19 protein-coding genes and 1 tRNA gene are annotated in these 14,100 nt (G+C 40.8%); 15 read left to right on the top strand and 5 right to left on the bottom strand.

Annotated elements, in window-relative coordinates:
* Positions 1 to 13: 13 nt before the first annotated feature.
* The 4 genes from RE471_RS03155 to RE471_RS03140 all read right to left on the bottom strand — a co-directional run bounded on the left by RE471_RS03155 (position 14) and on the right by RE471_RS03140 (position 4,554).
* Positions 14 to 1,927, bottom strand: coding sequence for a beta-CASP ribonuclease aCPSF1 (locus RE471_RS03155; protein ID WP_309215333.1), 1,914 nt, complete (start codon positions 1,925 to 1,927; stop codon positions 14 to 16).
* A 31-nt stretch (positions 1,928 to 1,958) separates the two neighbouring features.
* Positions 1,959 to 2,591 (bottom strand): archaeal proteasome endopeptidase complex subunit beta, encoded by a 633-nt coding sequence (psmB, locus tag RE471_RS03150; protein ID WP_276935948.1) that lies wholly within the window; start codon positions 2,589 to 2,591, stop codon positions 1,959 to 1,961.
* 137 nt (positions 2,592 to 2,728) lie between these two features.
* Positions 2,729 to 4,342, bottom strand: coding sequence for a cation:proton antiporter (locus RE471_RS03145; protein ID WP_309215332.1), 1,614 nt, complete (start codon positions 4,340 to 4,342; stop codon positions 2,729 to 2,731).
* Positions 4,343 to 4,454: 112 nt separating this feature from the next.
* Positions 4,455 to 4,554, bottom strand: a tRNA-Tyr gene (locus RE471_RS03140).
* 79 nt (positions 4,555 to 4,633) lie between these two features.
* Between RE471_RS03140 and RE471_RS03135 the strand changes: the two genes are divergently transcribed.
* Both RE471_RS03135 and RE471_RS03130 read left to right on the top strand, forming a co-directional pair.
* Positions 4,634 to 5,557 (top strand): acetamidase/formamidase family protein, encoded by a 924-nt coding sequence (locus RE471_RS03135; RefSeq protein WP_309215331.1) that lies wholly within the window; start codon positions 4,634 to 4,636, stop codon positions 5,555 to 5,557.
* A 38-nt stretch (positions 5,558 to 5,595) separates the two neighbouring features.
* Positions 5,596 to 7,344, top strand: coding sequence for an ATP-dependent DNA ligase (locus RE471_RS03130; RefSeq protein ID WP_309215330.1), 1,749 nt, complete (start codon positions 5,596 to 5,598; stop codon positions 7,342 to 7,344).
* Between the two features lie 16 nt (positions 7,345 to 7,360).
* Here RE471_RS03130 and RE471_RS03125 read toward each other — a convergent pair whose 3' ends face one another.
* Positions 7,361 to 7,843: a single-stranded DNA-binding protein gene (locus RE471_RS03125; protein WP_309215329.1), complete on the bottom strand. Its 483-nt coding sequence runs from the start codon at positions 7,841 to 7,843 to the stop codon at positions 7,361 to 7,363.
* Between the two features lie 120 nt (positions 7,844 to 7,963).
* On the opposite strand from RE471_RS03125, the gene RE471_RS09945 reads away from it, so the two are divergent.
* From RE471_RS09945 to RE471_RS03065, 13 genes are all read left to right on the top strand, one after another.
* Complete coding sequence (locus tag RE471_RS09945; RefSeq protein ID WP_375379261.1) at positions 7,964 to 8,155, top strand: tyrosine-type recombinase/integrase; 192 nt, start codon at positions 7,964 to 7,966, stop codon at positions 8,153 to 8,155.
* Between the two features lie 155 nt (positions 8,156 to 8,310).
* Positions 8,311 to 8,460: a hypothetical protein gene (locus RE471_RS03120; protein WP_309215327.1), complete on the top strand. Its 150-nt coding sequence runs from the start codon at positions 8,311 to 8,313 to the stop codon at positions 8,458 to 8,460.
* Positions 8,457 to 8,603 carry a hypothetical protein gene (locus RE471_RS03115; protein WP_309215326.1) on the top strand — a complete coding sequence of 49 codons (147 nt, stop codon included), beginning with the start codon at positions 8,457 to 8,459 and terminating at the stop codon, positions 8,601 to 8,603. Before RE471_RS03120 ends, RE471_RS03115 begins: the two co-directional genes overlap by 4 nt.
* Complete coding sequence (locus tag RE471_RS03110) at positions 8,600 to 8,851, top strand: hypothetical protein (RefSeq protein WP_309215325.1); 252 nt, start codon at positions 8,600 to 8,602, stop codon at positions 8,849 to 8,851. Before RE471_RS03115 ends, RE471_RS03110 begins: the two co-directional genes overlap by 4 nt.
* A 2-nt stretch (positions 8,852 to 8,853) precedes the next feature.
* The gene (locus tag RE471_RS03105; protein WP_309215324.1) at positions 8,854 to 9,012 is read left to right on the top strand and encodes a hypothetical protein; all 159 of its coding nucleotides are present in this window, start codon (positions 8,854 to 8,856) and stop codon (positions 9,010 to 9,012) included.
* Positions 9,009 to 11,012, top strand: coding sequence for an ATP-binding protein (locus RE471_RS03100; protein WP_309215323.1), 2,004 nt, complete (start codon positions 9,009 to 9,011; stop codon positions 11,010 to 11,012). Before RE471_RS03105 ends, RE471_RS03100 begins: the two co-directional genes overlap by 4 nt.
* A complete protein-coding gene (locus RE471_RS03095) occupies positions 11,009 to 11,302 on the top strand; it encodes a hypothetical protein (protein WP_309215322.1) in 294 nt (97 codons plus the stop codon). The genes RE471_RS03100 and RE471_RS03095 overlap by 4 nt, the downstream gene beginning before the upstream one ends.
* Before the next feature lie 250 nt (positions 11,303 to 11,552).
* Positions 11,553 to 12,104, top strand: a complete 552-nt coding sequence (locus RE471_RS03090) for a hypothetical protein (protein WP_309215321.1) — start codon at positions 11,553 to 11,555, stop codon at positions 12,102 to 12,104.
* Positions 12,105 to 12,395 (top strand): hypothetical protein, encoded by a 291-nt coding sequence (locus RE471_RS03085; RefSeq protein WP_309215320.1) that lies wholly within the window; start codon positions 12,105 to 12,107, stop codon positions 12,393 to 12,395.
* Positions 12,396 to 12,668 (top strand): hypothetical protein, encoded by a 273-nt coding sequence (locus RE471_RS03080; RefSeq protein WP_309215319.1) that lies wholly within the window; start codon positions 12,396 to 12,398, stop codon positions 12,666 to 12,668. It abuts the gene before it with no gap.
* A complete protein-coding gene (locus RE471_RS03075) occupies positions 12,665 to 13,162 on the top strand; it encodes a hypothetical protein (RefSeq protein ID WP_309215318.1) in 498 nt (165 codons plus the stop codon). Before RE471_RS03080 ends, RE471_RS03075 begins: the two co-directional genes overlap by 4 nt.
* The gene (locus tag RE471_RS03070; protein WP_309215317.1) at positions 13,159 to 13,710 is read left to right on the top strand and encodes a DNA cytosine methyltransferase; all 552 of its coding nucleotides are present in this window, start codon (positions 13,159 to 13,161) and stop codon (positions 13,708 to 13,710) included. Before RE471_RS03075 ends, RE471_RS03070 begins: the two co-directional genes overlap by 4 nt.
* A complete protein-coding gene (locus RE471_RS03065) occupies positions 13,707 to 14,075 on the top strand; it encodes a hypothetical protein (RefSeq protein ID WP_309215316.1) in 369 nt (122 codons plus the stop codon). Before RE471_RS03070 ends, RE471_RS03065 begins: the two co-directional genes overlap by 4 nt.
* Positions 14,076 to 14,100 lie beyond the last annotated feature (25 nt).

Below are 14,100 nucleotides of genomic sequence, written 5' to 3'. Positions count from 1 at the left end.
TTATCGTAAAAAATTAGTATAACCTGGTTGTTTCCAGATTTTTCATTGAAATAGCCTCAACACCGAACTTTGTATGTATCAGCCGTGCGAAATCATAGCACTTATTCCCATCACCGTGGTTAATAAGTATTCTCTGCGGTTTTGGCTGCATCCCACCAACAAAATTCAACAGTTCCCTTTTTGTTGAATGCCCTGAAAATCCCTCGGCGTTTTCAACTGCCATGTTGATTTCAAATTTTGTGGATTTGCCCCCCTCAGAAAGAGTTATGCTTGTTGCACCTGATTGTATCCTTCTACCAAGTGTACCATCTGCCTGGTAACCCACGAATGCCAGCGTATTCTTGCTATCTGATGAAAGAGTTTTGAAATATTCAAGAACCGGGCCTCCGTTCATCATCCCTGCCGTGGCAAGTATAACCTTGCTCTCGGGAGAATCGCATATATCTATTCTTTGATTTCTTGTTTCAACACTGGTGAATATGGGGCTCAGAAATGGATTGGCACGCTTTATCATAATCTGATCCCTCAGGTCCCTGTTAAGAAATTCGGGATATGCCGCATGTATTGCGGTGGCCTCCATGATCATCCCATCGAGGTAAACCTTCGTGTTTTCTGGAATCATCTTATTCCTGTAGGCGTCCTCCAGAACCAGCATAACTTCCTGGCTTCTGCCCACAGCGAATACCGGAACCAGGACAGAACCCCCGCGGTCAAAGGTTCTGTTAACAACATCTATAAGGGTATTTGTTGCTTCATTCCTGGTGTAGGAATAATCATCCCTTCCTGCGTATGTGGATTCCAGCATAAGTGTTTCTACCCTGGGAAAACGGTTTACAGCGGGATTGAACAGCCACGTTTTTTCATATTTCTGATCCCCGCTTAGTACGACATTATATAAACCCTCACCTATATGCAGATGAACTGCAGCTGAGCCCAGTATATGCCCTGCGTTGTAAAATGTAAGCCGGATATCCGGTGTAATATCCGCAGTTTCATTGTATTTCAATGCTATTGTATGCTTGAGCTCGTCCCTTACGTGCTTTGACTCGTATGAAAGCTTGTGATTCTCACTGTGAGACACTTTCAGGTAATCATTCTGAAGCAATGCTGCCAGATCCCTTGTGGGCGCGGTGGAATACACAGGACCGTTGTAACCGTATTTGAAAAGCAGTGGCAGCAGACCTGAATGATCCAGGTGCGCATGTGTAAGCACAACAGCATCCAGGGATGTGAATGGCTGAATTTCCGGTGCATAAAGATATGGGGCTTCCTCCCATGGGTGTTCCGGGTCATTTATATTTATCATGCCACAGTCAACAAGAACTTTTGAATTGTTTGTTGATATCAATGTTGCACTTCTACCTACCTCCCTGTGCCCGCCCAGTGCTGTTATTCTGATCCATGTTTCGCCTGGCATGAGAGGGGTTGTGAGTTTTATACCGAGATTGTGGAGAAATTCCTTTCTTTCCTTCTTTACATCACGGAGGTACTCCCTAACCTCCTTAACTGTCCTTGAGTACATTGGAGGTGCCCTCACTATCCTGGGAGACCAGTTTGTTTCGGACTTTATTGCCTTTATGATTTCAGGAGTTGCAACAGTGGGCTCATCAACCTCTATTACTGCCTCGCCTGTATCAGGTTCAAAATATATATCCTGGAGCCCTGCATCTGCAGGAATGATTTCCCTAATCTTCCCATCTGCATCCTTCTCATCTGACATTATACTGGGATCAGGCCTTATGGCAATTCTTCTCCTTAATTCCTGGGCAATCTGCCTTGCCAGATCGTCCCGGTCCGAGAATAAATTCTGATCCTTAGTATATACCACTATGGTTGAACCTTCGTAATCTATCTCCGTTATCTTGTTATCCGGATAAAGCCTGTCAAAAATAGACCGGGCTTCGCTTAAATAATCTCGAAAAGACATATTATAACACCTTAAACATAAAAAAATAAATTTATAAAGTTAATTTTAATTTTTTAATCCTGGACAGTATATCGTCCTCGGAAAGATAATTGAATCCCTTTTCTGGATCTATAACACCTATCTGAAGCATGTTTCCAGATGCTGAGTCTCTCTGCTTTGCAACGCTTATGGCCTTTACAGCCAGATTAATGGCATCATCAAGCTTCATATTGGGCTGGTATTCTGCCTCAAGCACACCATAAACAAATGGAGAACCTGATCCTGTACTGGCATATTCATCCTCTACAGAACCACCTGCTGCATCTATGGAGAATATATGGGGCTTTTTGTCATATCCACCAACCAGCAACTGGACCATGTATGGATAGTACTTTGACTGGTTGAGCATATTGGATAGGAGTGTTGCAGCTGCCTCTATGGGCATGTTTATCTTTCTCTGAACCCTGTAAAGCTCCATTTCTGCCCTCATGTACCTTACCAGTGTCTGGGCATCTCCCACCAGGCCGGCTATTGTCATTCCGGCATATGTGTCTATTTTATAGAGTTTCTGAGCATTTTTATTTGAAATGAAATTGCCCATGGTTGCCCTGCTGTCGGTACCCATAATAACGTAATTGCCTGCTGTGATTCCGAGTGTTGTCGTTCCAGTTTTTAATACTTCCATATAATCCCTCTAAACAATTATTATTTCTAGATAACAAATAATATATTTAAATTTTCTACATTACCTAATTAACCTTATGTTTATATATTTTGTTATTTAATCATTTATTGGGAATAATGTAACAGGTAATCATATTCTCATGATTTTGCCGGTTTATCCGATTCCAGTATACTGGATATATGCTTCAGTATTTCCCTTTCCAGTATTGTCCCAACAAACTTCCCATTCTTGTCCACCACCGCAACAATCGGTGGATCTGATTCCCTGAATATGCTTATAAGGTGTGTGGCGGGAGAATCACAGCGTACTTTAATCGCAGGAATGATTTTTCCCTCATAGACAGAAAGTGTCCTCAACTGGTTATGCCCCAGTGTGACCATATCGCTCAGCATAAGCTCTCCCAGAACACGGGATTTTGAATCAGTAACTATCACAGCTCGTGCATTCAGATCAGTGCACATTTTAAATGCGAGGCTAATAGGATTCTTGCTGTTCACGGAAACAGACTGGAAAGAATTTGCAATATCGCATGCCTTGAGGTTTTTAAACTCTGCATTGACCATTTCCCAGACATACTTTGATTTTTTTGTCTGAACCACAGGAGCCCGTATATTGAACATGAGGGGTATTACCAGGGTCAGCAGGGTAATTGCTATCATGATAACAGAGTAATCGTACCTGCCAACAAGCGTAAGCCCTAGGGCAACTACAAGCAGTGCCGCATCTACACCGCCATTAACTGAGGTGCCAAGGGCGTTTTTGAAAGAGTCTACGTGTATAAACCTGGAAGAAATAAAACCTGCAATAGGCTTAAATACAAGGGCTATTAGAAATATTGCAATGCCCAGCGCCAGTATGGTAATATTGATTCTTACAAAATAAAGCCCCAAGCCTATAAAGAACAGTGGTTCAAAAAAGCCATAGGTTATGGTGGAAACCTTTTCCGCCACCAGGGGGCGTTCCCCTATAAAATCACGTAGCATTATCCCTATAAACAGTGCAACTATGGCAGAATTGAAACCGTACAGCTGTCCTATAAACCCCAGAAGAAGTACGAACCCCACTATTACAGCGATTACGGTTTCATGGGCCCTGGAACTGTAATCAATTTTTACCAGGAGCCGGGTAAGAACATATCTTGAAAACAGTATTATGGCCACAAGTGAAATAATAAGCTCTGCCGCTATTTTAAAGAGAATATAAAATGTGATTGCCTTTCCATGCAGGTCGCTGAGGAATGAAAACAGTATAACTGCAGATATTTCTATGGTAACGACCTGCTGGAAAATCTTATTTCCCTCTTCGGTATTGTTTAATCCTGTATCGCTGAGAAGCCGGGTTAAGGGACCTGCACTGCTCATGCCTGTGACAATTCCCACAACGAGGGCTATGATAAAGCTATGGAATATATAATAAACTGCAAATGATATCAGGCCGAATGGCAGTATGAATTCCAGTATCCCAAGAATTATATTGGAAGGTTTGAGCAATTTTTTTGTCTCAACGCCCTTAAATTCAAGCGCCCCACCGGTGAACAGGAGGAAGTTTATACCCAGTGATATGAAAAGAGTTATATTTGGGAGTATTTTAATGAAACCCAGTACCCCGGGCCCTATTAATATTCCTATGCCTATGGCTGCGACATATGGAACAAGCCTTAGCTTTTCAAATATTTCCTCTCCGAGCTTTGCAAGAAGTAATAGCACACCTAGAAATAGAAGTGCAAGAAGAGAGTCGGCTATTCCATACATTATGTTATAATACATGGTATATATATAATATTTTTGTCAAAAATACGTTATTTTTTGTTTTTTATTTAACATAATTAAGAATTTTGCAATGATTAATGTTCCATAACAAAAATCCCGGCTTCCGGATTCGAACCAGAGACCTATGGATAACTGCGTTTTCTGGCAGTAGTTCACTCTACAGTCCATCGCTCTACCAACTGAGCTAAGCCGGGTAACAGATAATTCTTACAACGGATATAAATTTTAACATTTTTGCCGTAATATTAATATGTGGTGTATATTTGTCTGTGCATGAAGATATTGGACGGATATCAGGAAAAGAATTTACATTTCAAATGGTCGCCGGAAAATAAGCCGGTCATGGATATAGACCCGGGAGAATCAGTTATTATAAGGATTCCAGACTCCTCAACGATGCAAATAAAGAGGGATTTTACATCATCAGATATGAAAAATATAGACAATTCCAGGGTAGACGCAGCAGTAGGGCCGATTTATGTCAAAGGTGCGGGGCCAGGGGATGTGCTGAAGGTCAAAATTGAAAAACTCACGGCAGGGAACTGGGGATGGAGTGCCATAATAGATAACTTCGGAGTACTGAGCAACGAATTCCAGGAAAGACTGGTCATATGGAATCTTGATAAAGACAAAGCAGAAACACGGGATCCAAAATTTCTGGTTGGTGTGAAAATCCATATTGAACCATTTTTGGGTATAACAGGAACGGCCCCGGCAGAGGGTTCCTATGGGATGATACCACCTCAAAAATTCGGTGGGAATATGGATAACAGATTCCTGAAAGAGGGCTCTGTTCTATATCTGCCTGTGAATGTAGAGGGAGCTCTGGTTTCATTTGCCGATCCACATGCTGCCCAGGGGGATGGAGAGGTTTGTGGAACTGCCATAGAAACCTCCTGTGAGGCTACAGTAAATATTGATTTAATACATGGAATGGATATAAAGTATCCACGGCTGGAGTCATTCGAATCAGTAAAATCTGATTATATAGTTTCAATGGGTATAGGAAACAGCATGGAGGGAGCAGCCAGGGATGCTATAAGGGAAATGATCGCCATTCTTGGTGACCATGGGTTTTCGGCTGAGGAAGGGTATATACTGTGTAGTGTTGCCGGAAAGCTACGGATTTCTGAAATGGTGGATATGCCAAATTTTGTTGTATCCATGGCCATGGATAGGGATCTTATAAACAGATAGACAACAAAATATTATAATCAGCTTTATTATCATTATACATGCAATTTTCCGAAGTCAGTAAAAAATTCATGGAAATGGAAACCACCACCAAAAGGCTTGAACTTACTTCCATCCTGGGTTCACTCCTGAGTGATGCAGGTGAAGACCTGAAAGAGCTTGTTTATTTAATACAGGGAAAACTTGCGCCTGATTATGAGGGCATAGAGTTCGGTATTTCTGGCAAATTAATAGTAAAATCGCTGGCTACCGCCTCAGGCCGGAGTGAGGAGGAGGTTAATAAACTCTTTTTTAAAAATGGAGACCTTGGCACCACTGCGGCAGAGTTGAGGGAAAATATCAGACAGGCCCCACTGGTAAGTGAGGAGCTCACCTTACATTATGTTTACACAAAATTGCTTGACCTTGCAAACTCATCAGGACACGGAAGTGTGAAGGGAAAGATTGATATATATTCTGACCTGTTTATGAACTCCAACCCAAATGATATAAAATATATCACAAGGATAATAATGGGAAAACTCAGACTCGGAGTCGCAGATTCAACCATTCTTGATTCCCTCGTAAGTGCATTTTCAGAAAAAAAGTATGCAGATATTATAGACACTGCGTATAACTTCCACCCAGATATAGGGCTTATAGCAACATTGCTTCAGAAAAGGGATATAAAAAGCATAGAAAACATAGGGCCAGAACCACTTGTCCCTTTCAAGGTAATGCTGGCTGAACGTCTAAAATCCATAGATGACATAAGGGAGAAAATGAACCACATGGCCGCTTATGAATACAAATATGATGGACTGAGAACAGAACTGCATAAAAAAGGGGAAAAAATCAAAATATTTTCCAGGGGCCTTGAGGAAACCACGGATAATTTCCCTGACATCGTTTCAAATTTCAAAAAGAATTATAATTTTGATTCTATAATTATCGATGGTGAATCCGTACCCTATAATCCTGAAACCGGGGAACTATTTCCCTTTCAGATGGTCTCAAAACGGCGGGGGAGGAAATATGAGCTTGATGAGAAATCACTGGAAATCCCACTTGTCATGTTCATTTTCGATATACTTGAACTCAACGGGAAATCACTGGTGAACACTCCCTATCAGGAAAGAAGAAAAATACTGGAAGAAAATTTTAAGGATAATGAATATTTCAGGCTGGCCACAAGGTTAGTCTCTGATGATAGGGAAGAAATAAACAAATTTTTCGAAAAAAGTATTGAGGATGGATGCGAGGGAGTCGTTGCAAAAAACACATCCAGCGAATCTGTTTACCGTGCCGGTGCAAGGGGCTGGCTCTGGATCAAGTTCAAAAGAGATTATCAAAAGGAACTTGCAGATTCCATGGATCTTGTTGTAATCGGCGCCTTCAATGGCCATGGAAGAAGGGCTGGTGCTTATGGGGCACTTCTCATGGCATCATATAATGAGGAAACACAGGAATATGAATCATTTACCAAACTGGGAACAGGATTCTCTGACGAGGTTCTTTTTTCCCTGCCAAAAATGTTTTCAGAACTAAAGGAGGATCACAAACCTGCTATGGTTAACTCAAAAATGGTTCCGGATGTCTGGTTCTATCCGGAAATAGTAATGGAGATACAGGGGGCTGAAATTACAGTTAGCCCAATACATACATGCGCTTACGGCAAAATTGAGAAAGACTCCGGACTTGCACTGAGATTTCCCAGACTGGTTAAAATCCGTGATGATAAAAAAGCTGATGACGCAACAACCACAAATGAAATTATAGAATTATATAAAATGCAAAAAAAGACTAAGTGAAAATAATGAAGAGATCTTACTCTTCGTTGTCATCATTTCTGTTATAACTGCTTCTTCTGTTATTGTTTCCATAGCCACGGTTTCCGTTTCCACGTTCTCCATTTCCACGGTTTCCGCCGTATCTGTTGTTATAATTGTTATACTGGTATTCGTATTCCTTCTCACTCATATCCAGCTCTTCGTTGGGCTCTATCTCCTCATCAGACTCTGCCATTGAACCGTACTTTCCGACGTTCAATCTCATATGCCCTCTAAGAAGTGAAATGTAACCGTTATCGATTTTGAGTGTTTCTCCGTCTCTTATATCCTTTGTCTGGTCATCCCAGAGTGTAAGGGTAATTTTACCGGTATCATCAGCTACAATAACTTCGCTGACTGATTTGTCTTCTCCAAATCTGGTTTTTATCTCTTTTGGCTCTCCTAGTACTACTACCTTGCCTACAACGTTGACACGTCTTGAGGAAGGTGTTAAATCCTTAATTTTGGTTATTTCGTCCATATTATTACTTCCTTTAATCCTTTCGGACCCATAATAATAATTAAGGTGTATTTAAACATGCGCATTGGTTTTGCCTGTGCATTTAATTTAATCGGAAGTTAGGATTTTCTCCTGCCAGGCATGGCAATAGCATGGGGATATAACTTAGGTGGTTGGAGTCAGCACCGGGCCTTAAAGTTCCATGCACATAGTGCAGGGCATTACTGCGCAACGGCTCTACTGCTAGCTGGCATGGACATCAGGAGAGCCCAAACCTATCTCTGTCATCGTGCCTTGAGATCTACCCAGAGGTACACGCATCTATCCAGTTGAGAGGTGGCAAAAGATATGAAAATAAAGCTTGAGGAACTTTTTCGGGAAGATCAGAGTTTGAATAAAAAGGTTCAAAAAATGCCCGAACCTGCACATATACTTAATGGGGCTGGCCGGAGTTGCATATTTTTGTACGAATCGGGGGTGGCTTGCCCATGCTGAAAACTGCCTTCTCAGATTTATTCGAGGAAACAAGAAGATACGGGATAAATGACGGGCTTGTTTCCGAGCTGATAGAGGACTATGAGGAAGAATATGGATCTGCCCCGAGAAGCTATGCAGACTTGCTGGAGGTGCTGGAATGAAAGCCGTTAAATCATTCCACAATGATGAGTTATCCGGGATCAAACTGAGCACATTGAGCAGGATTGTTGATGCCGTCACAGTTCCCGAGCTGAAGGCAACGGAGAACGATGTGAAGCGGGTGTTCAAGGGGTGGGGGAAATGAATAATCAAATTTTTGATAATAAGAATTTCACCACATCATCATATGACATATCTTCCTGCTTTTCTGCTTCCAATCTGAATTTTAATTTTTTAAGTTCAAAATATGTTGATTTAGAAACACGGATCTGCGGGAAAGATGTGGACGGTGTAACCATGGTCTACAATTCAAAAGAAAATAATAAAGGTTATGTCACGTTTGTGTATCATGTAGATGACATCGACATATTTATTAGGAAGGATGTGATATAATCATGTCAACTAAATCGACGGAGGGGAAAATAATGCAGATAAGAGTGCATGAAAAAACATACAAAGCATTGCTGGAAGCAAAGGCACAAGCCGAAAAGATCAAAGGTAAAAGTGCATCTTTTGATGATGCTGTACAGTATTTACTGGAGGCTTCACAATGATATCCGATCTCGAGCTGAACGATATCCAGAAAACGGCAAAAGACTGGGTGTGGGAAAACAAGGAGAAATATATGCTCATGATGGATAAGTACATCCAGAGAATTGATTTCCGCTTCCCCCTGGATATCAAGGATCTCCATGATATATCAGAACTCAATCCCGCAGATGTGGAGAGGAATTACCAGGCTATTTACAGGGAAGTATTCAAACTCCAGGCGAAAGAGAAAATCAAGGCGCTGGATCAGCTAGATCCTAAATATACAGCTGAGGCACACAGGGCTTCACTGCATGGCATAGCCTCGGATATTCTGAAATTCCTTGAAGAGAAGCCTGAAGAAATGATCCAGGCATTGAATTCTATTTTATATGACCTCATGGTCCAGGCAGGAGATGAAGAAAAAGAGGACTTTTACCCGCCGGAATTCACCCTTGTCAATTTCAACAAAAAGGTCAAGATATCAGACCTTGAGCCATCAATGATAGGGCGGATGAGGCTGTTTTCGGGATGGGTTGCATACTTTTCAAAAGTCACAATCGAATATCTGAAGAAAGTATTCAAATGCCCGGCATGCGGAGAAGAGGAAGAAGGCGAGGGAAAAGTTTGCCCTCAATGTGGATATAAAGGCAAACTACAATTTTTAGAGGAAAAATCAACCGGCAGGGCTGTCCAGACTATCGGGTTGATGGAAAATTATGAAGAATCCAGGGGGAATCCTTCCATCCTGGATGTCCGCATATATGGGAAGGATATCAATGCATTCTTCCCCGGCGATAGGGTGCAGATAATTGGGATAATAGATACAGAAAGCAAGAAGTCTCAATCTGGGTTCAATATTTATTTTGTTTTAAGGTCAATGGAGGTCTCCAAAGTAAAAGAACAGTATCTTCCTGCTGAAGTCCGGGAGAAATTTATTAAATCCCCTATTCCGCTTGAAAAGCTCACTGGGGCATTTGCGCCTGATATCATAGGCCCTTACTCAGATATAAAGAAAGCACTTTTATTGCAGCTGGTAGGTTCTGACAATGTCAAGAGGAATAATATACATATATTATTAATAGGAGACCCTGGTCTTGGCAAATCAGAGCTGTTGAGGTTCTCAGCTGAAACGTCTTCCAAAGGGATGTATATCAGCGATGCATCAAGTGCCGGCTTGACTGCATCCATAATGGATATCAACGGGAACAGGGCTATGGTTCCGGGAGTCCTTGTGCTTGCAAACCACGGCATTGCATGCATAGATGAAATCGAGAAGATGAAGAAGGATGACCGTGAGGGCATCCATCCTGCTATGGAGCAGGGGCAGTTCACAAAGAGCAAGGCAGGGATAACCCAGACATTCGAGACCAAGACAGCCATTCTTGCAGCAGCAAATCCGGTTGGTTCAAAATGGGATCCTTCCAGAACCATAGTAGAACAAATAAGCATTGAGCCTTCCCTGCTTGACAGGTTCGATGCCATATTCATCCTGGAATCACGCATGATAAATGAGATTGACCCGGCAGATATGCTCAGGCAGGATCATAAAAACCAGGAACTGCCATTATACATAAAGGCAGCAAGGGAATTCAAGACAAAGATGCCGGATGGCATATTCAGGGAAATTTCCAATCTCTACAAGGAAATAAGGAAGATTTCCGGAGACCTGAGCATAAACATAAGGACTTTTGAATCCATGCTCAGGTTCACTGAGGCATGCGCCAAGCTTGCCTTCCACCCTGAATGCACTTATGAGGATTTCGTTGAAATGAAGGGGGTTATGGATTCCTGGCTGAAGCAGTTCAATTACAGCACGGGAAATATAAAAGGAGAAAGCCCGTCATCCGTCAGATGGATGCAGGATGCCTATTCTGTGCTTAAGAAGGCAGGCCATCCAATGAAAATTGACGAGCTCAAAAAAGAGATAGCCATTGACGAAGAAAACTGGAAGAAGGTCAGTGCATTGATGAGGAATTCAGGGGAATTCTTCTTCCCTGATGACAAGAGGGTGGCGATAATATGATAAGTATAAAAAATAAGGTTGGTAGGCCATTAAAAATTGATAAAGAAATCAAAATAGCTGAGCATTTTATGCTCTCGCAGGAAACAGATGCAGCATTAAGAGGATATGCAAATACCCGTGGAATTCCTATTTCAGAGGTGTTAGAAGAGAGTGTTAAGGCCTATGTTGGTGATCCAAAATCTGAGAAGAGATTGGAAATAGAGAAACAGATGCTTGATTTTAAAATGAAAATGCTGGATTTAAAAAAAGAGCTTGATAAAATCAACAAAAATGGTGGTAAATATGAGTAAGGTATCAGTAAATAATTTCTTTGTATCAAAGAATTTTTTCGGAAATTTAGAAACCATTGAAAATACTGGATTTGTAGATGGTAAAAATTTTAATAATTTTTTGATACAAAGAAATTTGATACAAAGAAATTTTTTGAGCCAGTGTTTTCAAGAGTTTAAAAAAATTTTAGAATTAATTTATATATATAATTATATACAAAATATTTTTTTATACATATTTTCAAAAATACAATAATAGGAGGAATATAAAATGACAGCAGGAAGGCCTAAAAAAATGGTATCCATAGCAAAGGTTCAGGAACATTTCCTGACCGATACGGATCATGCGCATGCATTTGATGAGACAGCGGAAGAATACGGAATGACAAAGGTAGAGTTCTTCAACTTTCTCATAGATATGGTAAATCAGAATGACAAGCTCAAGACGGCAATGTCCAAGCTTGACCTCCAGAAGAAGGCAATAGAAGCACAGAAAAAGGCAGATGAGTACAGGTCACAGCTTGCCCAGATTGAATTCGAGGAAAGGCAGAGGGAGGAAATAGCAGCGCAGATTAAACGGACAAATGCCTATCTTATTTCTGCATTCGAGGCAGTTGCAGGGAAAGGCAGGGAGATAACGATGTATCCTGATGCAATAGAAAAGCTATACGGCATTTCCCTGGACATTGACAAATACAATAGGAACAGGCAATCGGTCATGGAGATGGATGAGCAATCCATCATCCGGTACCTGGGAATAAAACGTGTGGCAGGCCATGCAAAAAAAGAGGAAGAAATATTAAGAAAAATAGGAGGAATCTAAATGAAATCTGAAAAGACAGTCATAACTGGTCTCTGGCACAACCCACTGGACAATGTAATGGAAAAGTATGATGGTATGAGTATCCTGGCGACCGATATAATGTTTGAGAGGGGCATAGACGGTGATCCAGTGCTGGCAGAGCAATACCTTGAGAACTGGATGAAAAGGCATCCTTCTAATTATTTCTTGGTAGGAGACCGGGTAAAAATTGTAATGACCAGGAAAAGTGAAGACAAACAAAATAGGAGAATCCATGAAATGAACAGCAGAAAATGGAGGGTGAGAAAATAAATGTTATCGTTATATAATAAGGAAAAACTAATCGAGAGATTAAATCTTATAAAGTATGAGGAAAATGTTTACAGGCCTGAAAAAATAATATCAATCAGGAACGGGGAAAACTATAAAACGGTTTTCGAGTCACAATTCTTATATCTGGATAATCAGAGAATGTTTATCTTAAACAGCATATTTGATTCTCCAGGTCCATATAATTTCATATGCTGGTTCAGGGATATAAGAGACGTTTTCAACTATACTGTTTTGGTTGGTGATGATGAATGATATTATATTTTCAAGAGCTTCAGGATCTCGGAAAATATAAAATAGAGAAAGCGGAAGACTATGACGATGCAAAGAAGGATGGCTTAGACACCTCTTTTTACGAAATGATACGAGTAAGGGGATCTAAATCCGAGCAGGGATTTCCATCGCCATCGGCGGTGTCAAAATACTCAAATGACAGTCTAATCTTATATCTGAAAGATCATAAAAGGTACTGGGGCCGTATTTCAAGAATTTTGAATCAGGAGATAGATCTTGATGGAGAGGAAGCTGTGTTTGTATTCCCATACCAGAAATTCTACCAGATCGATAAAATATTACATTTTGTCCGTAAGAGATCCAGGCAAACCGAGATGACTATAGATGAGAAGGAAAAAGCCAGGCAAAACATGGCTAAAATTAACTCAAATAAACGGCACATAATTGAGAATTTTAATCAAAATTTAAACGAAAAGAGACTGGATGATTATTTATGCGTTGAGGTGGAAAAATGAGGGTGCTTGATCTTTTCTGCGGACTGGGCGGATGGGTTCAATCATTCCCAAAAGACTGGGATATAACAGGTTACGATATTGTTGATTTTTCTCGTGAATATCCTGGAAAGTTTGTTCAATGCGATTTATTAAATTTTAATGATTTCCCAGATAATATAGATATAGTGGTAAGCAGTCCACCATGCACTGAATTTTCTAAAAGTTCACTGCCAAAATCCTGGGCATGCAACAGGAAAAAAGAGCCGGATATAGAAACGGCATTAAAATTATTCAACAGGGCAAAACAAATAATCAACCAGGTAAAGCCAGAATACTGGGTAATCGAAAATGTAAGGGGGGCGCAGAAATATGTGGGAAAAGCAGATTTTCATATCGGGAGCAGATATTTCTGGGGCAATTTTAAATTTGAATACACAGGCAACGGAAATGACGTATATGGAAAATACAAACTTCCACCAGGAAAAAATAGACCTGCAATAAGAAGCAAAATACCGAAAAGTATCTCGGAAGACCTTATGAGGATTATAACGGTTGAGGTGGAAAAATGAGCATGAGGACAGGCACAGCATACGAAAGCAAGGCAATCAAGGAATTCCGGGAATGGGGCATATACGCAGCAGGTCTGCAGCCCAACTCATCACCTGATATAATACTCCCCAAATTCAACATCGGTATAGAGGTGAAATCAACTTCAGGGAACAAATACTACGCCTCAAAGAATCCGGAACAATATGAATATCTCAAAAACCAATTTGCAGAAGACTTCCCCGGATGGTCAGCATACTATATGATATATTTCCTTAAGAAGCATAACTGGCAGATATTCTCAATTACCTCTAAATCGCCGTTTAAGGTATCTGCAGGCATATCCATATATGATTTTATATCAGGTCTGACATACTCTCCTCGCTAAAGCATCGGAGGTTCTAAGGTCGCTA

The organism is Ferroplasma sp. (genome assembly GCF_031200575.1).
GTDB lineage: Archaea > Thermoplasmatota > Thermoplasmata > Thermoplasmatales > Thermoplasmataceae > Ferroplasma.
Note: the sequence above shows the minus strand (reverse complement) of the source record. Positions and strands in the feature narration are given on the sequence as shown.